The following is a 20,089-nucleotide window of genomic DNA, read 5'->3' on the forward strand; positions in this document are numbered from 1 at the left end:
ATGCCGCTGACCCCCGTCCTCACCGCCCGCTTCGACGCGCCCCGCTCCTGGGCGCTGGACACCTACGAACGCCTCGACGGCTACCGCGCGCTCCGCTCGGCCCTGGAGATGGCGCCGGACGACGTCGTCGCGCTGGTCAAGGACTCCGGCCTGCGCGGTCGCGGCGGCGCCGGTTTCCCCACCGGGATGAAGTGGTCCTTCATCCCCCAGCCCAAGCCGGGGGAGGAGCCCACCGGCCCAGCCGCGGCGCCCAAGTACCTGGTGGTCAACGCCGACGAGGGCGAGCCGGGCACCTGCAAGGACCTCCCGCTGATGATGGCCGACCCGCACTCCCTGGTGGAGGGCGTGATCATCACCGCGTACGCGATCCGCTCGCACTTCGCCGTCATCTACGTCCGTGGTGAGGCGGTGCACGCCCATCGCCGGCTGATGGCCGCCGTGCAGGAGGCCTACGCCGCCGGCTACCTCGGCAGCGACGTGCTGGGCACGGGCTACGACCTCGAGCTGGTGGTGCACGCCGGCGCCGGGGCCTACATCTGCGGCGAGGAGACCGCGCTGCTGGACTCCCTGGAGGGCTACCGCGGGCAGCCCCGGCTCAAGCCGCCGTTCCCCGCCGTCGCCGGCCTCTACGGCTCCCCGACGGTGATCAACAACGTGGAGACGCTGGCCAGCGTGCCGTACGTGGTCCGCGGCGGCGCCGAGTGGTTCAAGAGCATGGGCCCGGAGAAGTCGCCCGGCCCGAAGATCTACTCGCTGTCCGGCCGCGTGGTGCACCCGGGCCAGTACGAGGCCCCGATGGGGACGACGATGCGCGAGCTGCTGGCCATGGCCGGCGGCGTCCGGCCCGGTCACGAGCTGAAGTTCTGGACGCCGGGGGGCTCCTCGACGCCCTACTTCACCGCCGAGCACCTCGACGTGCCGCTGGACTTCGACTCGGTCGCCGCGGCCGGCTCGATGCTGGGCACCACCGCGCTGATGGTGTTCGACGAGACCGACTCGATCGTCGAGGCGACCCTGCGGTTCACCGAGTTCTACGCGCACGAGAGCTGCGGCAAGTGCACTCCTTGCCGGGAGGGCACCTACTGGCTGGTCCAGATCCTGGAGCGGCTGGTGCACGGGCAGGGCCGGGCCGCCGACCTCGACCTGCTCACCGACACCTGCGACAACATCCTGGGCCGCTCGTTCTGCGCCCTCGGCGACGGTGCGACCAGCTGCATCGCCAGCTCGCTGAAGTACTTCAAGGACGACTACGTCGCGCTGCTGCCGGCCGAGGAGCAGGCCCGCCTCGGTCGTTCGCTGCGGCTCGAGCCGGTTGGAGCAGCCTGATGACCCTCACCCCGACCACCCCCGAGCCCGCACCGGCGGTGCCGCCTGGCGCGCCCGGCCCGCACACCCCACCGGACGCCGTGCACTGCACCATCGACGGCTTCCCGGTCGCCGTGCCGAAGGGCACGCTGATCATCCGGGCCGCCGAGCAGATCGGCGTGCAGATCCCGCGGTTCTGCGACCACCCGCTGCTGGACCCGATCGGCGCCTGCCGGCAGTGCCTGGTGGAGGTCGAGGGGCAGCGCAAGCCGGTCGCCTCCTGCACCACCCCGGTGGCCCCGGACATGGTGGTGCAGACCCAGCTCACCAGCCCGGTCGCGGACAAGGCCCAGCAGGGCACGATGGAGCTGCTGCTGGTCAACCACCCGCTGGACTGCCCGGTCTGCGACAAGGGCGGGGAGTGCCCGCTGCAGAACCAGGCGATGAGCAACGGGCGCGCCGAGTCCCGGTTCGTCGAGACCAAGCGCACCTACCCCAAGCCGCTGCCGATCAGCACCCAGGTGCTGCTGGACCGCGAGCGCTGCGTGCTCTGCGCCCGCTGCACCCGGTTCAGCCAGCAGGTGGCCGGCGACCCGTTCATCGAGCTGTTCGAGCGCGGCGCGCTGGAGCAGGTGGCGATCTACGAGGACGAGCCGTTCGAGTCCTACTTCTCCGGCAACACCACGCAGATCTGCCCGGTCGGCGCGCTGACCAGCGCCACCTACCGCTTCCGCGCCCGCCCGTTCGACCTGCGCAGCGAGCCCAGCGTCTGCGAGCACTGCGCCAGCGGCTGCGCCCAGCGCACCGACTACCGGCGCGGCACGGTGACCCGGCGGCTGGCCGGGGAGGACCCGGCGGTCAACCAGGAGTGGAACTGCGACAAGGGCCGCTACGCCTTCCGCTACGCCAGCAGCAACGAGCGGCTGATGACGCCGCTGGTCCGCCGGGACGGTGAGCTGCAGCCGGCCTCGTGGCCGGAGGCCTGGGCCGCCGCGGCCGAGGGGCTGCGGGCGGCGCGCGCGGCCGGCGGGGTCGGGGTGCTGCCCGGTGGCCGGTTGACCGTCGAGGACGCCTACGCCTACGCCGCCTTCGCCCGCGTCGCGCTGGGCACCAACGACGTCGACGCCCGGGCCCGCGCGCACTCCGCCGAGGAGCTGGACTTCCTGGCCACGCACGTCGCCGGCACCGCTCCCGGGGCCGGCGCGGTCAGCTACGACGACCTGAGCACCGCACCGACGGTGCTGCTGGTCGGCTTCGAGCCGGAGGAGGAGTCGCCGATCGTCTTCCTGCGGCTGCGCCGGACGGTCCGGACGGCGGGCCTGCAGGTGTTCGACGTCGCCCCCTTCGGCACCCGGGCCGCGGAGAAGCTGCAGGCCACCGTGTTGCCGACGGTCCCGGGCCAGGAGGCCCAGCTGCTCCGCGACCTGGCCGCCAACCCGGTGGACGGCGTGCTGGCCGACGCGGCCGTCGCGCTGTTCCGCCCGGGCGCGGTCATCCTGGCCGGGGAGCGGCTGGCCGAGCTGCCCGGCGGCTTCTCCGCGGTCAGCGCCCTCGCCGCCGAGACCGGCGCCCGGATCGGCTGGGTGCCGCGCCGGGCGGGGGAGCGGGGTGCGGTCGAGGTGGGCGCGCTGCCGACCCTGCTCCCGGGCGGCCGCACCGTGGCCAGCGCCGCCGACCGGGCCGCCGTCGCCCAGCGATGGGGAGCCGACGTGCCGGCGACGCCGGGACGCGACCTCACCGGCATCCTCACCGCCGCCCGGGACGGCGCCCTGTCCGGGCTGCTCGTCGGGGGCGTCGACCCCGCCGACCTGCCCGACCCGGTGCTGGCCGAGCGGGCGCTGCAGGCGGCCCGGTTCGTGGTCAGCCTGGAGCTGTTCCCGACCGCGGTCACCGCGCACGCCGACGTCGTCCTGCCGGTCGCCGCCGCCCCGGAGAAGGCCGGCAGCTACCTGGACTGGGAGGGACGGGTCCGTCCCTTCGACGCGACCCTGCACGGCACCGGTCAGCTCACCGACGGCCGCGTGCTGCAGGGCCTGGCCGAGCACCTGGGCGTCGACCTGCGGGTGGGCTCGGTGACCGAGGTCCGCGCCCAGCTGACCGCCCTCGGCGGCGCCGCGCAGGCACCCGCCGGCACCGGAGCCGACGTCGCCCCGGCACCGTTGCCGGAGCTGGCCGACGACGAGGCGGTGCTCGCCTCCTGGCGGCAGCTGGTCGACGTCGGGACGCTGCAGCGGGAGGAGCCGGCGCTGGCCGGCACCGCCCGGCCCCCGGTCGCCCGGCTGGGCAAGGACGCCGCCCGCCGTCTCGGCCTGGCCGACGGCGACCCGCTCACCGTCACCGGCCCGGCCGGGGCGGTCACGCTGCCGGTGCAGCTGGTCGAGATGCCCGACGGGGTGGTCTGGCTGCCGATGCGCTCGCCGGGCAGCGAGGTCCGCGCCCAACTGGGCGCCGGCCCCGGCTCCGTCGTCCGGCTGGCGGGTCCGCCGCCCACCCCGGCCGGCGCGACGTCCGTCTCGAGCCTGCGGGGAGCCCAGGAGTGACCGTCTTCGCCGCCGCCGACCAGCCGACGCTGGTGGACTTCGGGAACGACGTCTGGTGGATCGTGCTCATCAAGATCGTCGGCATCTTCGGGGTGCTGGTGCTGATGACGCTGTTCGCCATCGTCTTCGAGCGCAAGGTCGTCGCCCGGATGCAGCAGCGGATCGGCCCCAACCGGGTCGGGCCGCGCGGCTACCTGCAGAGCCTCGCCGACGGCCTGAAGCTGGCGTTCAAGGAGGACATCATGCCGGCGCTGGCCGACAAGCCGGTGTACTTCCTGGCGCCGGTCATCGCCACCATCCCGGCGTTCCTGGCGTTCTCGGTCATCCCGCTCGGCCCGACGGTCAGCATCTTCGGCGAGCGCACGCCGTTGCAGCTCGTCGACTCCCCGATCGGGGTGCTCATCGTGCTCGCCTGCTCGGCGATGGGCGTCTACGGCATCGTGCTCGGCGGCTGGGCCTCCGGGTCGACCTACCCGCTGCTCGGCTCGCTGCGCAGCGCGGCCCAGATGATCAGCTACGAGATCGCGATGGGCCTGTCGATCGTCGCGGTGTTCCTCTACGCCGGCTCGATGTCGACCTCGGAGATCGTCGCCGCCCAGGCTGACGGCACCGAGCTGTCCCTCTTCGGCCTCGAGTTCACCGGGCCCAGCTGGTTCGCCGTCCTGCTGCCGGTGTCCTTCGTCATCTACGCCATCGCCGTGGTGGGCGAGACCAACCGGGCGCCGTTCGACCTCCCCGAGGCCGAGAGCGAGCTGGTCGGCGGCTTCCACACCGAGTACTCGTCGCTGAAGTTCGCCCTGTTCTTCCTGGCCGAGTACATCAACATCGTCACCGTCTCCGCGCTGGCCGCCACGCTCTTCCTCGGCGGCTGGCGGGCGCCCTGGCCGATCTCGATCTGGGACGGCGCCAACACCGGCTGGTGGCCGCTGCTGTGGTTCTTCGCCAAGGTCGTCGTCGCGCTGTTCGTCTTCGTCTGGTTGCGCGGCACGCTGCCCCGGCTCCGCTACGACCAGTTCATGAGCTTCGGCTGGAAGGTGCTCGTCCCGGTCGGCCTGGTCTGGATCCTCGTCGTCGCGACGCTGCGCGCCGTCGCCCGGGAGACCGACGTGGACGCCGGCGAGATGGCGGTCTTCGTCGGGGTGCCGATCGCGCTGGTGCTGCTGGGTGGGCTGCTGCTGGCCTCCCGGATGCGCAACCGGGACACCCGGGTCGCCGCCCGCGAGGCCGCCGCCGGCGGGCCGGCACCGGCCGAGCCGCAGGTGCTGGACGCCCGGGGCCGGGACCGGGCTGCCGGCGGGTTCCCGGTGCCCCCGATGGACCTGGTCGTCCCGCCCTCCCCGCGGCTGCGCAGCCGGGAGTCCGTCAGCGCCGGGACCGTGGTCGGCACCGGCCGGCGCAGCAGCTCGACCACGCCTGAGGAGACCGACGATGTCTGAGCCCACCCCGCCGCCCCCCACCGAGCCGACGTCCGGCGCCAGCCCGGCCCGGCGGGAGGGCACGGCCATCGCCCGGCAGTCCTCCGCGGCGCCGGCCAGCACGGCCCCCGGCAAGCGGTCCAGCTGGCTGCCCGGGCCAGCCCAGGGGTTCGGGGTCACCTTCGCCACGATGTTCAAGAAGGTGACCACCGAGGAGTACCCGGAGGTCCCGAAGCAGACCAAGCCGCGCTACCACGGCCGGCACGTGCTCAACCGGCACCCCGACGGCCTGGAGAAGTGCGTGGGCTGCGAGCTCTGCGCCTGGGCCTGCCCGGCCGACGCCATCTACGTCGAGGGCGGGGACAACACCGAGGACGCCCGCTTCTCCCCGGGTGAGCGCTACGGCGCCGTCTACCAGATCAACTACCTGCGCTGCATCTTCTGCGGGCTGTGCATCGAGGCCTGCCCCACCCGGTCGCTGACGATGAGCAACGACTTCGAGCTCGCCGACGACGACCGCCAGGCGCTGATCTACACCAAGGAGCAGCTGATGGCCCCGCTGCTGCCCGGGATGGAGCAGCCGCCGCACCCGATGCGGCTGGGCGAGAGCGAGCAGGACTACTACGTGCGGGCGCCGCAGCCCGGGTCGGCCGCCGAGCCGGTGGTCGGGGAGCGGGCATGAGCGTGCTGGCCGCCGCTGCGGACACCGGGGTGGTCATCGGCACCGGGGAGACCATCGTCTTCTGGGTGCTGGCCCCGGTCGCCCTGGCCGGTGCGCTGGGGATGGTGCTGTCCCGCAACGCCGTCCACTCCGCGCTGTGGCTGGTCGCCACCATGCTCAGCCTGGGCGTGTTCTACGTCGTCCAGGAGGCGCCGTTCCTCGGTGCGGCGCAGATCATCGTCTACACCGGCGCGATCATGATCCTGTTCCTGTTCGTGCTCATGCTGGTCGGCCGAGAGACGTCGGACTCGGTGGTCGAGACGCTGCGTGGGCAGCGGGTGGCGGCGATCGTCCTGGGCATCGGCTTCGCCGGGCTGGTGGGTGCCGGTGTCGCGCGGGGCGCCGAGGACCTGCCGGTGATCGGTCTGACGGCGGTGCAGGGCACCGAGGGCGGGCCGGCTGCCGGCAACGTCGAGGCGATCGCCGCCGTGCTCTACGGGCGCTTCGTGCTGGCCTTCGAGGTCACCGGTGCGCTGCTCATCGTGGCCGCGGTGGGTGCGCTGATGCTCACCCACGCCGAACGGGAGCCCGGCGTCCTGCGCAGCCAGAAGGAGCGCTCCCGCGCCCGGTTCCTCACTGACCGGCCGCAGACGCTGCCCGGGCCCGGCGTCTACGCGCGGGCCAACTCCATCGCCGCGCCCGGCCGGCTGCCCGACGGCGGTCTCGCGCCGAGCAGCTTCGCGACCGGGGTCGAGCCCGTGCGGGTCGACGAGATGCCGCGCACCGGCAGCGTCGGGATCGAGCGGGAGGGGCTGCCGCACGCCGGGGGCACCGACGCGGCGCTCGGCACGATCGGCGGCGGCACCACCGGCCCGGTCCCCGGCAGCGGAGAGGGCGCGCCCCGATGACCATCACGAACTACCTGGTGCTGGCCGCGATCCTGTTCACCATCGGCGCGGTCGGCGTCCTGGTCCGGCGCAACGCGATCGTCGTGTTCATGTGCATCGAGCTGATGCTCAACTCGGTGAACCTCACGCTGATCACCTTCGCCCGGAGCACCGGGACGGTCGAGGGGCAGGTCATCGCCCTGTTCGTGATGGTCGTCGCCGCCGCGGAGGTGGTCATCGGCCTGGCGATCATCATGTCGATCTACCGCACCCGCCGCTCGGCCTCGGTCGACGACGTCAACCTGCTGAAGTACTGAGCGGAACGGGAGCCCAGGGGTGAACGAGGTCGTGCCTGCGTCGGTCCCGGTCGACGGGCTGTTGTCCGTCGCGTGGCTGGTGATCGTGCTGCCGCTGGCCGGTGCTGCGCTGTTGCTGCTGGGTGGGCGGCGTACCGACCGCTGGGGGCACCTGCTGGCGACCGGCACCGTGGTCGCGGCGTTCGCCGTCGCGCTGGCCTGCACCCTCGCGCTGACCGAACGCGCCGGCCGCACGGTGAGCCTGGACCTGTTCACCTTCATCGACACCGGCAACCTCGACGTCACCGCCGGGCTGCTGTTCGACCCGCTGTCGGCGGTCTTCGCCCTGCTGATCACCGGGGTCGGTGCGCTGATCCACGTCTACTCGATCGGCTACATGGCGCACGACCCCGGTCGCCGCCGGTTCTTCGCCTACCTCAACCTGTTCGTTGCGGCGATGCTGCTGCTGGTCCTGGGCAACAGCTACGTGGCCCTCTACGTCGGCTGGGAGGGCGTCGGCCTGGCGTCCTACCTGCTCATCGCCTTCTGGCACACCCGCCCGGCGGCCGCCACGGCGGCCAAGAAGGCCTTCCTGATGAACCGGGTCGGGGACGTCGGCCTGGCGCTGGCGATCTTCTTGATGTTCGCCCAGCTCGGGACGACGTCCTACGCCGGCGTCTTCGGCTCGGTCGGGCTGCTCGCCGGCGGCACCGTCACCGCGATCGGGCTGCTCCTGCTGCTCGGCGCCTGCGGCAAGTCCGGCCAGTTCCCGCTGCAGGCCTGGCTGCCCGACGCGATGGAGGGCCCGACGCCGGTCTCGGCGCTCATCCACGCGGCCACGATGGTGACCGCCGGGGTCTACCTGATCGCCCGCAGCGCCCCGGTCTACGACGCCACCCCCACCGCCCGCACCGTCGTCCTGGCCGTCGGTGCGGTCACCCTGCTGATCGGGGCCATCGCCGGCTGCGCCCACGACGACATCAAGAAGGTGCTGGCCTACTCCACGGTCAGCCAGATCGGCTACATGTTCCTGGCCGTGGGGCTCGGGCCGGTCGGCTACGCGGCCGCCATCGCCCACCTGCTGGCGCACGGCTTCTTCAAGGCCGGGCTGTTCCTCGGCGCCGGCTCGGTGATGCACGCGATGGACGACTCCGTCGACATGCGCCGCTTCGGCGGCCTGGCCAGGAAGCTGCCGGTCACCTTCGTCACCTTCGGGCTGGGCTACCTGGCGCTGATCGGCTTCCCGTTCCTGTCCGGCTGGTGGACCAAGGACGCGATCATCGAGGTGGCGCTGGACCGCGGCGGCTGGTCGGGCTGGGTGCTCGGCGGGGTCGCCGTCCTCGGTGCCGGGCTCACCGCCTTCTACATGACCCGGCTGATGCTGATGACCTTCTTCGGCCGCCCGCGCTGGGAGGAGGGCGTGCACCCGCACGAGGCCCCGGTGTCGATGACGGCGCCGATGGTGCTGCTGGCCTTCGGGTCGGTCGCGGCGGGCTTCCTGCTGGTGGCCGCCTTCCCGCTCAGCGGCTGGCTGGAGCCGGTGTTCGGCGAGCCGGAGGAGGCCGCGCACCTGGTGTCGCCGCTGGTGGTCAGCATCGTCGTCACCGTGGTCGTCGCCCTCGGGGCGCTCACGGCCTGGCTGTTCGTCGGCCGCCGCGAGGTGCCGACGACGGCGCCGGCCCGCGTCTCGCCGGTGGTCACCGCCGCGCGCCGTGGGCTGTACGCCGACACGGTCAACGAGTCGCTCGTCATGCGCCCCGGGGTGTGGCTCACCCGCGCGCTGGTCTGGCTGGACGCCCGCGGGGTGGACGGCGCGGTCAACGGCGCGGCCGCCGCCCTGGGCGGCGGCTCGGCCCGGCTGGGCCGGGCGCAGACCGGGTTCGTCCGCAGCTACGCCCTCGGCATCCTCGGCGGCGCGGTGCTGGTCGCCGGCGCGCTGGTCGCGGTGACGGCATGACCACCCCGAACACCCCCACCCGCGGAGAGGCGGCCCGGCCGTGACCGACGTCCCCTGGCTGGTCCTGATGATCGTCGTCCCGGCGGTCGGTGCGGCGGTCGTCGCGGCGCTGCCGGCCGCCCGGGAGGCCCTGGCCCGCCAGCTCGCCCTGGCGGTGAGCCTGCTGGTGCTGCTGCTCGCCGTGCTGACCACCGTCGCCTTCGACCCCGGCGGTGAGCGGTTCCAGCTGACCACCTCGGTGGCCTGGATCCCCGACTTCGGGGTCGACTTCGCCCTCGGCGTCGACGGCATCGCACTGTCCATGCTGCTGCTGATCGGCGTGCTGGTGCCGGTCGTCGTGGGCGCCTCGTGGCGGGACACCCCGGTGGCCCGGCCGGGCCGCCCGGCGCGGTCGATGACCGCCTTCTGGGCGTGGCTGCTGCTGCTCGAGTCGCTGATGGTCGGGGTATTCGCCGCCACCGACGTCTTCCTGTTCTACGTCTTCTTCGAGGCGATGCTCGTGCCGATGTACTTCCTGATCGGCAGCTTCGGCGGCCCGAACCGGCAGTACGCCGCGGTCAAGTTCTTCCTGTACAGCCTGCTCGGCGGGCTGGTCATGCTCGCCTCGGTGATCGGGCTGTACGTGGTCAGCAACTCCCAGCTGGGCGAGGGCACCTTCGCCTTCGACGCGCTGCGCCAGCTGGAGATCGACCCGAACGTGCAGAAGCTGCTGTTCGCCGGCTTCTTCCTCGCCTTCGCCATCAAGGCGCCGCTGGTGCCCTTCCACACCTGGCTGCCCGACTCCGGCGCCGAGGCGCCCATCGGCGGCGCCGTGCTGCTGGTGGGTGTGCTGGACAAGGTCGGCACCTTCGGCTTCCTGCGGTACTGCCTGCCGCTGTTCCCCGACGCCTCCCGCGACCTGGCCCCCTGGGTGCTGGTGCTCGCCGTGGCCGGGATCATCTACGCCGCGCTGCTGGCCGTCGGGCAGAGCGACATGAAGCGGCTGGTGTCCTACACCTCGATCGCCCACTTCGGCTTCATCGCGCTGGGAATCTTCGCCTTCACCACCGAGGCGGCCACCGGCGCGGTGCTCTACATGGTCAACCACGGCATCGCCACCGGCCTGCTGTTCATCGTCGTCGGCATGGTCATCGCCCGCGGCGGCTCCCGGCAGATCCGCGACTACGGCGGGCTGGCGGCCAAGACGCCGCTGCTGGCCGGGGTCTTCCTGCTCGCCGGGCTGGCCTCCCTCGCGCTGCCGGGCACCAACAGCTTCGTCAGCGAGTTCCTGGTGCTGATCGGGGCGTTCCCGACCCGTCCGGTGTTCACGATCATCGCCACCGTGGGGATCGTGCTGGCCGCCCTCTACGTGCTGCTGATGTACCAGCGGGTCATGCACGGGCCGCCGCGCGGCGTGCTCCTGGTCGACGAGGACGACGCTGCCGCTCACGACCCCGCTGGTCACGACGCTGCTGGTCACGACCCCGCTGGTCACGGCGCTGGGGACGGCGCCACCGCCGTCCCCGAGCGCGGCGCCGGCGGGGCGACCGCGGTGCTGGAGGCGCCGGCGCGGTCCCGGGTGCTCGCGGTCCGTGACCTGTCCGGGCGGGAGATCGCCGTCGTCACGCCGCTGGTCGCCCTGATCCTGGTGCTCGGGGTGTACCCGCAGCCGCTGATCGACCTGGTCAGCCCGGCGGTCGAGGCGACCATGAGCGACATCGGCGTCGACCCCGGGGGCAGCACGCCGGCTGCACCGGGCAGCACCGGGACCGGGGGGACCGACTGATGGGCGCCATCGAGGCACCGGACCTGTCCTACGCAGCGCTCGCACCGCTGCTGTTCGTCTTCGGTGCCGCGTGCGTCGGCGTCCTGGTCGAGGCGTTCACGCCCCGGTCCGTGCGCCATCCCGTGCAGGTGACGATCGCCCTGATCGGCACCGTCGGGGCCTTCGTCGCCACGCTGCTGCTGGCCGGCACCGAGGAGGTCACCGCCGCCGGGGCGCTGGCCGTCGACGGGCCGGCCCTGTTCCTGCAGGGGACGATCGCCCTGCTGGGCGCGCTGTCGGTCCTGCTGTTCAGCGAGCGCGCCCTGGACCCGGCCCGCTCGGCGTTCGTCGCCGCCGCCGCGGTCCCGGCCGGCAGCGTCCGGGACCGTGAGCTGGCCACCTCCGAGCGGGTGCAGACCGAGGTCTACCCGCTGGCGACCTTCGCCATCGGCGGCATGATGCTGTTCACCGCCGCCAACGACCTGCTGCTCATGTTCGTGGCGCTCGAGGTGCTCAGCCTGCCGCTGTACCTGCTGTCCGGGCTCGCCCGCCGCCGGCGGTTGCTGTCCCAGGAGGCGGCCGTCAAGTACTTCCTGCTCGGCGCGTTCGCCTCGGCGTTCTTCCTGTACGGGCTCGCCCTCGTCTACGGCGCGACCGGCAGCGTGCGGCTGTCCGACGTGCGGGCGGCCGTGGTGACCGAGGGCGGCAGCGCCCTCATGGTGATCGGGCTGGGCCTGCTCGTGGTCGGGCTGATGTTCAAGGCCAGCGTCGCGCCCTTCCACAGCTGGACTCCCGACGTCTACCAGGGCGCCCCCACCGCGGTGACCGCCTTCATGGCCGCGGCCACCAAGGTCGCCGCCTTCGGGGCGGTGCTGCGGCTGCTCTACGTGGCCTTCGGCACCGCCGACTGGACCTGGCGCCCGCTGGTCTACGCCCTGGCGATCGCCTCCATGGTGGTCGGCGCGGTGCTCGGGCTCACCCAGACCGACGTCAAGCGGATGCTGGCCTACTCCTCGATCGCCCACGCCGGATTCCTGCTCACCGGGGTCATCGGCCTCGGCCCGGACGGCACCGGCTACGGGCTGGCCGCGACCATGTTCTACCTGGTCACCTACGGCCTCACCACGCTCGGCGCGTTCGGGCTGGTCACCCTGGTCCGGGAGGGCGACGGCGAGGCCACCCACCTCTCCCAGTGGGCCGGCCTGGCCCAGCGCTCCCCGCTGGTGGCCGCACTGATGTCCTTCTTCCTGCTGGCCCTCGCCGGGATCCCGCTCACCAGCGGGTTCACCGGCAAGTTCGCCGTCTTCCGGGCCGCGATCGAGGTCGGGGCCTGGCCGCTGGTCGTCACCGCGCTGGTCGCCAGTGCGATCGCTGCGTTCTTCTACCTGCGGATCATCGTGCTCATGTACTTCTCCGACCCCGCGCCCGACGGCCCCACCGTCGGCGTCCCCGGCCTGCCGACGACGATCGTGCTCGCGGTCACCGCCGCCGCGACGCTGGTGCTCGGCGTCCTGCCCGGTGCGGTGCTCGAGCTGGCCGAGTCGGCCGCGGTGTTCGTCGGCTGACCGGCCCCGACGCCGCGGGTGGCGGCAGGCCGGTGCGCCGGTGGCCGTGCGCGACGGCTATCTTCGTCGGTTGATGACCGGAGCCGGCACCACCAGCCCCCAGGGCGGCGGACTCGACCCCCAGCGGGAGGGCCAGTCGTGGCACCGGCCCGCGAGCCCGGCCTCGACGATCGGCCCCTGGCTGCCCGATGGTGAGCTCGGTGAGGCCCTGTCCGACGGGCTGGCGCGGGTGGAGGCCCGGCTGGCCTCCTCGGTCGCCAGCGAGCACGCGTTCGTGAACGAGGCCGCCGGTCACCTGATGGCCGCCGGCGGCAAGCGGTTCCGGCCGCTGCTGGCCCTGCTCGCCGCCCAGCTCGGCGACGCGGAGGCCCCCGAGGTGGTCGACGCGGCCGTCGTCTGCGAGCTGACCCACCTGGCCACGCTGTACCACGACGACGTGATGGACGAGGCCTCCGTCCGCCGGGGCGCCCCGAGCGCGAACAGCCGCTGGACCAACAGCGTCGCCATCCTGACCGGCGACTTCCTCTTCGCCCGGGCGTCGGACCTGCTGGCCGACCTCGGCCCGGAGGCCGTCCGGGTGCAGGCCCGGACGTTCGAGCGGCTGGTCACCGGCCAGTTGCGGGAGACCGTCGGCGCCCAGCCGGGCGAGGACGCCGTCGGCCACCACCTCGGGGTGCTGGCCGACAAGACCGGTTCCCTGGTCGCCACCTCCGCCCGCTTCGGTGCCTCGTTCGCCGGCGCCGCCCCGGAGCTGGTCACCGCGCTGACCGCGTTCGGCGAGGAGGTCGGGGTGGCCTTCCAGCTCTCCGACGACCTGATCGACATCGTCAGCGAGGCCGGGGTGTCCGGGAAGCGGCCCGGAACCGACCTGCGCGAGGGGATCGCCACGCTGCCGGTGCTGTTCGCCCTGGCCGGTGACGACCCGGCCGAGGCCCGGCTCCGCGAGCTGGTGGCCGGCCCGGTCGTCGACGACACCGAGCACGCCGAGGCGCTCGCCCTGCTGCGCAGCTCGGCCTCGCTCGCCCGGGCCACCGCGGTGCTCGGCGAGTACGCCGACCGGGCCCGCAACCGGTTGACGGCGGTGCCCGACGGCCCGGTGCGGGAGGCCCTGTCCGGGCTGTGCACGTACGTGGTGACCCGCACCAGCTGAACCCCACCAGCTGAGCCGCACGGCCGGATCGGGGGCATCCTGGGGAGGATGACCCGCCGTCCCTGGGTGGCCCTGCCCCCGCTCCTGCTGCTCGTCGCCTGCGGTGCCACCGACTCCGGCGCCGGTGACACCGGTGCTGCCGCCCCTGCACCGGTGTCCGCACCCACCGGCGCTCCCGCGCTGGACGTCGAGGTGGTGCTCGACGGCCTGGACCACCCCTGGGACGTCGCCCAGGCACCGGACGGCACCCTGCTGGTCGACGAGCGCGCCGGCGGCCTGACCGCGGTGCTGCCCGACGGCGAGGCGCGCACGCTGGACGCGGACTTCGGCGACCTGTTCGCCGAGGGGGAGACCGGCCTGATGGGTCTCGCCCTGGACCCGGACTTCGCCGAGAACCGACGCTTCTACACCTGCCAGGGCGTGCAGTCCGGCGGCGCCGAGGACACCCAGGCGCCGGAGATCCAGGTGATCGCCTGGACCGTGGACGAGGGGTGGACCGCCGCCACCCGGGTCGCCGACCCACTGCTGGGCGGCATCCCGGTCAACGCCGACAGCGGCCGGCACGGCGGGTGCCGGGTCGAGTTCGGCCCCGACGGCGCGCTCTTCGTCGGGACGGGTGACAACGCCCTCGGGACCAACCCGCAGGACCTCGGCTCACTCGCCGGCAAGGTCCTCCGGATCGACCCGGAGACGGGTGAGGCCCTGCCGGACAACCCGTTCACCGACGACGCCGACGCCGCTGACCGGATCTGGACGTACGGGCACCGCAACGTGCAGGGCCTGGCCGTGCACCCCGACTCCGGCCAGGTGTACTCGGTGGAGCACGGGCCCGACCGGGACGACGAGGTGAACCTGCTCCAGCCGGGTGCCGACTTCGGCTGGGACCCGGTCGGGGCGGGTGTCTACGACGAGAGCGTGCCGATGACCGCCCCCGGCGCCGTGCCCGCGGTCTGGTCCTCCGGCGAGCCGACCATCGCGCCGTCCGGGGCGACGTTCCTCGACGGCGCGGAATGGGGCGACTACGACGGGCTGCTGCTCATCGGCGTGCAGAAGGACACCGGCGTCCTCGCGCTGCGGCTGACCGACGACGGCGAGCTCGTCGAGTCCTTCCGGCTGCCCGAGCTCGAGGACGCGTACGGCCGCATCCGCACCCCCGAGCAGGGGCAGGACGGCGCGCTCTACGTCACCACCGACAACGGCGGCGGCGAGGACCAGCTGCTCCGGGTCACCCCGGCCGGCTGAGCGCCCGGTCCCGCACCCGGGGCGGTACCGGCACCCCGGGCGGGAGCAGCGGATCGGGCTCCGGCTCGCCGAGCACGGTGCGCAGCGGCAGGACCCCGGCCCACACAGGCGACGGACCGGCATCGGCCGCCAGGTCCCGCTCGTCGTCCCCGGGCGGGCCGGTGCGCACCTTCAGGCTCGCCTCGGCGAGGTCCAGCGCCAGGACGGCGGTGGCGGCCAGTTCCCGGCGGTCCGGCTGCCTCGTCGCCGTCCAGGAGCCCGGCGCCAGCTGCTCGGTCAGCGCCGCGAGGGCACGGAGCCGCTCCGCGGGGTCGGTGACCAGCTGGGCGGTGCCGTGCACGACGGCGCAGCGGTAGTTCATCGAGTGGTGGAACGACGAGCGTGCGTAGACCACGCCGTCGAGGTGGGTGACGGTGAAGGCCACCGGCTGGCCGTCCGCGGCGGCGCGCAGCGTGGCCGCCCCGGTGGAGCCGTGCAGGTAGAGGGTGTCGTCGACCCGGCCGTACCCGGTGGGCAGCACCACCGGCGCGCCGTCGAGCACGACGCCCAGGTGCCCGACGAGCCCGGCGTCCAGCACGGCGTACAGCTCCGCGCGGTCGGTGCGGGCGCGGCGGGCCCCCCGGCGGATGGTGCTGCGGGGGGTGGGGGAGAGCGGGGCTGCGACGTCCATGGCCCCAACGTGCAGCACGCAGTGGCATCCTCCAAGGGCCATTCCGCCGCTTTCCTGCCAGGCCACCGGAGGTGTCCGCTGATCGACGTCCCGCCCGTCGTCCTCGACCGGTCGGCCGCGCGGCCGTTGTCGGCGCAGCTGGCCGACGGGCTGCGGGAGGCCGCCGTGGCCGGTGCGCTGCGCCCCGGTGACCGACTGCCGTCCACCCGCGAGCTGGCTACGGCGTTGCGGGTCAGCCGGACGGTCACCGCAGCCGCCTACGACCAGCTGCTGGCCGAGGGGTGGGCTGCCGGGCGCCGCGGGGTGGGCACGTTCGTGGTCGGCTCGGTGCTGGCCCCACCGGCACCGGCCAGTGCCGGCCGGGTCGCGCCGCCGGCGGGTCCTGCGCTCGTCGACCTGCGGGCCGGGTCGCCCTGTCTCGAGGTGCTCGACCAGGCGGCCTGGCGGCGTGCCTGGCGCGCCGCTGGGGACAGCGCGCCCGATGCCACCAACGAGTCGGCCGGGGACCCGGCCTTCCGCGCCGCCGTCGCCGAGCACCTGCTGCGCCACCGGGGGTTGTCGGCCACCGCGGCCGACGTGCTGGCCACGTCCGGCACCTCGGCCGCCGTGGCCGAGGTCGCCCGCGTCCTGCCCCCGGGCAGCCGGGTCGGGGTGGAGGACCCGGGGTACCAGCGGGTCGTCGGTGCGCTGGTCGATGCCGGTGTCCAGCCGGTGCCCGTCCCCGTCGACCGCGACGGACTGGTCGTCTCCGCGGTGCCGGCCGGGTTGGCCGCCGTCTACTGCACCCCGGCCCACCAGTACCCGCTCGGCCTGCGGATGTCGGCAGCCCGCCGGCTGGACCTCGTCGCCCGCGCCCGCACCGAGGGCTGGTGGGTGCTGGAGGACGACTACGACGGCGAGCTGCGCTACGACGTCGCGCCGCTGCCGCTGCTCGGTGCCCTGGGGCCGGACGTCGTCGTCCACCTCGGCACCACCAGCAAGATCGTGAGCCCGACCCTGGGTGCCGGCTGGCTGGTGGCGCCACCGGGCCTGCGCGCCGAGCTGCTCGCCCGGCGCACCAGGACGGGCACCCGCCCGGCTCGGGCCGGTCAGCGGGTCCTCGCCGCGCTGGCCGACTCCGGCGACCTCGCCCGGCACCTGCGGCGGCTGCGCCGCGAGCTCGCCGGCCGCCGGGCGGAGGTGCTCGCGGCGGTGGCCGCGGCCGGCTGCCGGGCGGACGGAGACCCCGCCGGAGCCCACGTGCTGGTGCCGCTGCCCGACCCCGGGGTGGAGGCGGCGGTCATCGCGGCGGCCGCGGCCCGCGGGGTGGCCCTGGACGGGCTGGGGCGGCACCACCTGACCGGCGCCGACGGGGACCGGGCCGGACTGGTGCTCGGGTTCGCCCACCCCACCAGGACCGAGCTCGCCGGGGCCCTGGCGGTGCTCACCGAGCTGCTCGGCGAGGCATGAACGCCGGTGGCCTGAGGACCGGAGAGGTCCTCAGGCCACCGGCGTTCAGCGTTCGACTCGGGTCAGCTGACGGTCCAGCTGTCGCCGCCGGCCAGCAGGGCGTCGAGGTCGGCGGGCTCCTGCGCCGCGGCGTCCTCGAGCTGGTCGGCCATCATCCGGTCGTACGTGGGCTTGGCCACCGACCGGAAGACGCCCATCGGGCTGTAGCGCAGGTCCTGGCTGGAGAGCCGGGACAGCGCGAAGGCGTACGACGGGTCCTCGCGGTGCGCGTCGTGGACCACGATCTGGCTCGCGTCGACCTGGTTGGTCTCGGCGATCCGCAGGCCGCCGAAGTCGTCGCGGACGACGCAGGAGGCGCCCCCCGGGCCGAAGACCAGCGGCTCGCCGTGCACCAGCGGGATGGTCCACATCGGGCCGGTGGCCGGGTCCTTGAGCAGCTCGAACGCACCGTCGTTGAAGATGTTGCAGTTCTGGTAGATCTCCACCAGCGACGTGCCCTGGTGCTCCGCGGCCTGGCGCAGCACGTCGGTGAGGCCCTTGCGGTCGGAGTCCATCGCCCGGCCGACGAAGGTGGCGTCCGCGCCCAGCGCGAGCGACACCGGGTTGAACGGGGCGTCGATCGAGCCCATCGGGGTGGACTTGGTGACCTTCCCGACCTCCGACGTCGGCGAGTACTGGCCCTTGGTGAGCCCGTAGATCCGGTTGTTGAACAGCAGGATCGTCAGGTTCACGTTGCGGCGCAGGGTGTGGATCAGGTGGTTGCCACCGATGGACAGCGCATCGCCGTCCCCGGTGACGACCCACACCGACAGGTCCGGGCGGGAGGCGGCCAGGCCGGTCGCGATGGCCGGGGCCCGACCGTGGATCGAGTGCATCCCGTAGGTGTTCATGTAGTACGGGAACCGGGAGGAGCACCCGATGCCGGACACGATGACCATGTCCTCGCGGGCGATGCCGAGACTGGGCAGGAAGCTCTGGACCGCGTTGAGGATGACGTAGTCACCGCAACCCGGGCACCAGCGCACCTCCTGGTCGGTCTTGAGGTCCTTGGCCTTCAGCGTCGTCTGCTTCTCACCGTTCGCCGCGACCGAGGCGTCGATGGCGCCGGAGATCGTGGTGACGTCCGGACCTCCGGCGGGCATGCCGAGGTCGTGCACGTGTGCGTTGGTGGACTCGATGGCGGTCACAGGGCCGCTCCCGTCTGTGCAGGGGTGTCGTTGCCGGTGTCGAGGGTGGCGACCGTCCCGGTGGTCCCGTCGATGACGTCCTGGAACACGGCCGCCAGCTCCGCGGCGCGGAAGGGCAGCCCGCGCACCTGGGTGTGGCTGTGCACGTCGACCAGGTACTTGGCCCGCAGGACCATGGCCAGCTGACCGAGGTTCATCTCGGGGCAGACCACCCGGTCGTACCGGGCGAGGATCTCGCCCAGGTCGGCCGGCAGCGGGTTGAGGTGGCGCAGGTGCACCTGGGCGATCGAGCGGCCCGAGGCGCGGATCCGACGGCAGGCCGCGCCGATCGGGCCATACGTGGAGCCCCAGCCGATGACCGCGACCCGGGCGTCCCCGTTCGGGTCGTCGACCTCGGTCGCGGGGATCGAGGCGGCGATGCCGTCGACCTTGGCCTGCCGGGTACGGGTCATGAAGTCGTGGTTGGCCGGGTCGTAGGAGATGTTGCCGGTCTTGTCGGCCTTCTCCAGCCCACCGATCCGGTGCTGCAGCCCCGCGGTCCCGGGCACCGCCCACGGCCGGGCGAGGGTCTCCGGGTCACGCAGGTAGGGGAGGAACTCGCCGTCCTCACCGTTGGGCTCGGTGGCGAACTCCGTGCGCAGGTCGGGGAGCTCGTCGGCGGCCGGGATCGACCACGGCTCGGCGCCGTTGGCCAGGTAGCCGTCGGACAGCAGGATGACCGGCGTCCGGTAGGTCAGCGCGATCCGCGCGGCCTCCAGCGTGGCGTCGAAGCAGTCGCCGGGGGAGCGGGGCGCGATGACCGGCACCGGGGCCTCGCCGTTGCGGCCGTAGAGGGCCTGCAGCAGGTCCGACTGCTCGGTCTTGGTGGGCAGCCCGGTCGAGGGGCCGCCGCGCTGCACGTCGATGATGAGCAGCGGCAGCTCGGTCATCACGGCCAGGCCGATGGTCTCGGCCTTGAGCGCCACACCCGGGCCGGACGTCGTCGTCACACCGAGCGCCCCACCGAAGGAGGCGCCCAGGGCCGCGCCGATGCCGGCGATCTCGTCCTCGGCCTGGAAGGTGCGCACGCCGTAGGCCTTGTGCTTGGACAGCTCGTGCAGGATGTCGCTGGCCGGGGTGATCGGGTAGGCCCCGAGGAACACCGGCAGGCCCGAGCGCTGCCCCGCGGCGACCAGGCCGTAGGAGAGCGCCTGGTTGCCGGAGATGTGCCGGTACTTGCCCGGGGCCATCGGGGCCGGCTTGACCTCGTAGGAGACCGCGAAGGCCTCGGTCGTCTCGCCGTAGTTGAACCCGGCGCGGAAGGCGGCGATGTTGGCCGCAGCGATCTGCGGCTTGCGGCGGAACTGCCGCTCCAGGAAGCGGATCGTGCCCTCGGTGGGCCGGTGGTACATCCAGGACAGCAGGCCGAGGGTGAACATGTTCTTGCTGCGCTCGGCCTCCTTCTTGCCCAAGCCGGAGTCCGCGAGCGCGTCGGTGGTCATCGAGGTCAGCGGCACGCTCACCAGCTGCCACTTCTCCAGCGAACCGTCCTCGAGCGGGTTGCTGGCGTAGCCCACCTTGGCCAGGTTCCGCGGGGTGAACTCGTCGGAGTCGGCGATCAGCAGGCCACCGCCGGGGAGGTCCACGAGGTTGGCCTTCAGCGCGGCCGGGTTCATCACGACCAGCACGTCCGGGGCGTCGCCCGGGGTCATGATGTCGTGGTCGGCGAAGTGCAGCTGGAAGCTGCTGACCCCGGGGAGGGTGCCCGTGGGCGCCCGGATCTCCGCAGGGAAGTTCGGCAGCGTCGAGAGGTCGTTGCCGAACGAGGCCGTCTCGCTGGTGAAGCGCCCACCCGTGAGCTGCATCCCGTCGCCGGAGTCCCCGGCGAGCCGGATGACGACGCGGTCGAGCGCGACGACGCTCTTCACCAGTCCGCCGGGGGCGGAGCTGGAGGCGGCGTCGATGTCGGGGTCCACGGCGGGGTGCATGCCAGGGGCAACACCGTTGGCGGCAGAGCTGATTCCGGGGGCGCTGATCCCGTG

15 protein-coding genes are annotated in these 20,089 nt (G+C 73.5%); 12 read left to right on the plus strand and 3 right to left on the minus strand.

Annotated elements, in window-relative coordinates; genetic code table 11:
* The 11 genes from nuoF (at position 1) to O2W15_RS08720 (ending at position 14,762) form a co-directional block, all read left to right on the plus strand.
* Positions 1–1,326 carry an NADH-quinone oxidoreductase subunit NuoF gene (gene nuoF, locus O2W15_RS08670; RefSeq protein ID WP_269179114.1) on the plus strand — a complete coding sequence of 442 codons (1,326 nt, stop codon included), beginning with the start codon at positions 1–3 and terminating at the stop codon, positions 1,324–1,326.
* Complete coding sequence (locus O2W15_RS08675; protein ID WP_269179115.1) at positions 1,326–3,845, plus strand: NADH-quinone oxidoreductase subunit G; 2,520 nt, start codon at positions 1,326–1,328, stop codon at positions 3,843–3,845. The genes nuoF and O2W15_RS08675 overlap by 1 nt, the downstream gene beginning before the upstream one ends.
* Complete coding sequence (gene nuoH, locus O2W15_RS08680) at positions 3,842–5,281, plus strand: NADH-quinone oxidoreductase subunit NuoH (RefSeq protein ID WP_269162903.1); 1,440 nt, start codon at positions 3,842–3,844, stop codon at positions 5,279–5,281. Before O2W15_RS08675 ends, nuoH begins: the two co-directional genes overlap by 4 nt.
* The gene (nuoI, locus tag O2W15_RS08685) at positions 5,274–5,942 is read left to right on the plus strand and encodes an NADH-quinone oxidoreductase subunit NuoI (protein ID WP_269179116.1); all 669 of its coding nucleotides are present in this window, start codon (positions 5,274–5,276) and stop codon (positions 5,940–5,942) included. Before nuoH ends, nuoI begins: the two co-directional genes overlap by 8 nt.
* Positions 5,939–6,829, plus strand: a complete 891-nt coding sequence (locus O2W15_RS08690) for an NADH-quinone oxidoreductase subunit J (protein ID WP_269179117.1) — start codon at positions 5,939–5,941, stop codon at positions 6,827–6,829. Before nuoI ends, O2W15_RS08690 begins: the two co-directional genes overlap by 4 nt.
* Positions 6,826–7,125: an NADH-quinone oxidoreductase subunit NuoK gene (nuoK, locus tag O2W15_RS08695; protein WP_036333187.1), complete on the plus strand. Its 300-nt coding sequence runs from the start codon at positions 6,826–6,828 to the stop codon at positions 7,123–7,125. Before O2W15_RS08690 ends, nuoK begins: the two co-directional genes overlap by 4 nt.
* 19 nt (positions 7,126–7,144) lie before the next feature.
* The gene (gene nuoL / locus O2W15_RS08700; RefSeq protein WP_269179118.1) at positions 7,145–9,061 is read left to right on the plus strand and encodes an NADH-quinone oxidoreductase subunit L; all 1,917 of its coding nucleotides are present in this window, start codon (positions 7,145–7,147) and stop codon (positions 9,059–9,061) included.
* A 40-nt stretch (positions 9,062–9,101) separates the two neighbouring features.
* Positions 9,102–10,826 carry an NADH-quinone oxidoreductase subunit M gene (locus tag O2W15_RS08705; protein ID WP_269179119.1) on the plus strand — a complete coding sequence of 575 codons (1,725 nt, stop codon included), beginning with the start codon at positions 9,102–9,104 and terminating at the stop codon, positions 10,824–10,826.
* Positions 10,826–12,370 carry an NADH-quinone oxidoreductase subunit NuoN gene (nuoN, locus tag O2W15_RS08710; protein WP_269179120.1) on the plus strand — a complete coding sequence of 515 codons (1,545 nt, stop codon included), beginning with the start codon at positions 10,826–10,828 and terminating at the stop codon, positions 12,368–12,370. The genes O2W15_RS08705 and nuoN overlap by 1 nt, the downstream gene beginning before the upstream one ends.
* Before the next feature lie 73 nt (positions 12,371–12,443).
* Entirely contained in the window at positions 12,444–13,520 is a 1,077-nt protein-coding gene (locus O2W15_RS08715) for a polyprenyl synthetase family protein (protein ID WP_269162909.1), read from the plus strand.
* Positions 13,521–13,568: 48 nt separating this feature from the next.
* Entirely contained in the window at positions 13,569–14,762 is a 1,194-nt protein-coding gene (locus tag O2W15_RS08720; protein WP_269179121.1) for a PQQ-dependent sugar dehydrogenase, read from the plus strand.
* Here O2W15_RS08720 and O2W15_RS08725 read toward each other — a convergent pair.
* Positions 14,746–15,432 (minus strand): pyridoxamine 5'-phosphate oxidase family protein, encoded by a 687-nt coding sequence (locus O2W15_RS08725; protein ID WP_269179122.1) that lies wholly within the window; start codon positions 15,430–15,432, stop codon positions 14,746–14,748. The genes O2W15_RS08720 and O2W15_RS08725 overlap by 17 nt on opposite strands.
* A gap of 21 nt (positions 15,433–15,453) precedes the next feature.
* On the opposite strand from O2W15_RS08725, the gene pdxR reads away from it, so the two are divergent.
* Positions 15,454–16,881 (plus strand): MocR-like pyridoxine biosynthesis transcription factor PdxR, encoded by a 1,428-nt coding sequence (gene pdxR / locus O2W15_RS08730; protein WP_269179123.1) that lies wholly within the window; start codon positions 15,454–15,456, stop codon positions 16,879–16,881.
* A 62-nt stretch (positions 16,882–16,943) separates the two neighbouring features.
* Here the strand turns inward: pdxR and O2W15_RS08735 are convergent, their stop codons facing one another.
* Positions 16,944–18,068 (minus strand): 2-oxoacid:ferredoxin oxidoreductase subunit beta, encoded by a 1,125-nt coding sequence (locus O2W15_RS08735; protein WP_269179124.1) that lies wholly within the window; start codon positions 18,066–18,068, stop codon positions 16,944–16,946.
* Positions 18,065–20,035: a 2-oxoacid:acceptor oxidoreductase subunit alpha gene (locus O2W15_RS08740; RefSeq protein ID WP_269179125.1), complete on the minus strand. Its 1,971-nt coding sequence runs from the start codon at positions 20,033–20,035 to the stop codon at positions 18,065–18,067. The genes O2W15_RS08735 and O2W15_RS08740 overlap by 4 nt, the downstream gene beginning before the upstream one ends.
* Between the last annotated feature and the right edge of the window lie 54 nt (positions 20,036–20,089).

It is taken from the genome of Modestobacter sp. VKM Ac-2979 (assembly GCF_026967995.1).
In the GTDB taxonomy this organism is placed as follows: Bacteria; Actinomycetota; Actinomycetes; order Mycobacteriales; family Geodermatophilaceae; genus Modestobacter.

What these genes read in the sequence shown, in the direction of transcription:
- nuoF (WP_269179114.1), top strand. Translation starts at nt 1, where the DNA reads ATGCCGCTGACCCCCGTCCTCACCGCCCGCTTCGACGCGCCCCGCTCC.
- O2W15_RS08675 (WP_269179115.1), top strand. Translation starts at nt 1,326, where the DNA reads ATGACCCTCACCCCGACCACCCCCGAGCCCGCACCGGCGGTGCCGCCT.
- nuoI (WP_269179116.1), top strand. Translation starts at nt 5,274, where the DNA reads ATGTCTGAGCCCACCCCGCCGCCCCCCACCGAGCCGACGTCCGGCGCC.
- O2W15_RS08690 (WP_269179117.1), top strand. Translation starts at nt 5,939, where the DNA reads ATGAGCGTGCTGGCCGCCGCTGCGGACACCGGGGTGGTCATCGGCACC.
- nuoK (WP_036333187.1), top strand. Translation starts at nt 6,826, where the DNA reads ATGACCATCACGAACTACCTGGTGCTGGCCGCGATCCTGTTCACCATC.
- nuoN (WP_269179120.1), top strand. Translation starts at nt 10,826, where the DNA reads ATGGGCGCCATCGAGGCACCGGACCTGTCCTACGCAGCGCTCGCACCG.
- O2W15_RS08715 (WP_269162909.1), top strand. Translation starts at nt 12,444, where the DNA reads ATGACCGGAGCCGGCACCACCAGCCCCCAGGGCGGCGGACTCGACCCC.
- O2W15_RS08720 (WP_269179121.1), top strand. Translation starts at nt 13,569, where the DNA reads ATGACCCGCCGTCCCTGGGTGGCCCTGCCCCCGCTCCTGCTGCTCGTC.
- O2W15_RS08725 (WP_269179122.1), bottom strand. Translation starts at nt 15,432, where the DNA reads ATGGACGTCGCAGCCCCGCTCTCCCCCACCCCCCGCAGCACCATCCGC.
- O2W15_RS08740 (WP_269179125.1), bottom strand. Translation starts at nt 20,035, where the DNA reads ATGCACCCCGCCGTGGACCCCGACATCGACGCCGCCTCCAGCTCCGCC.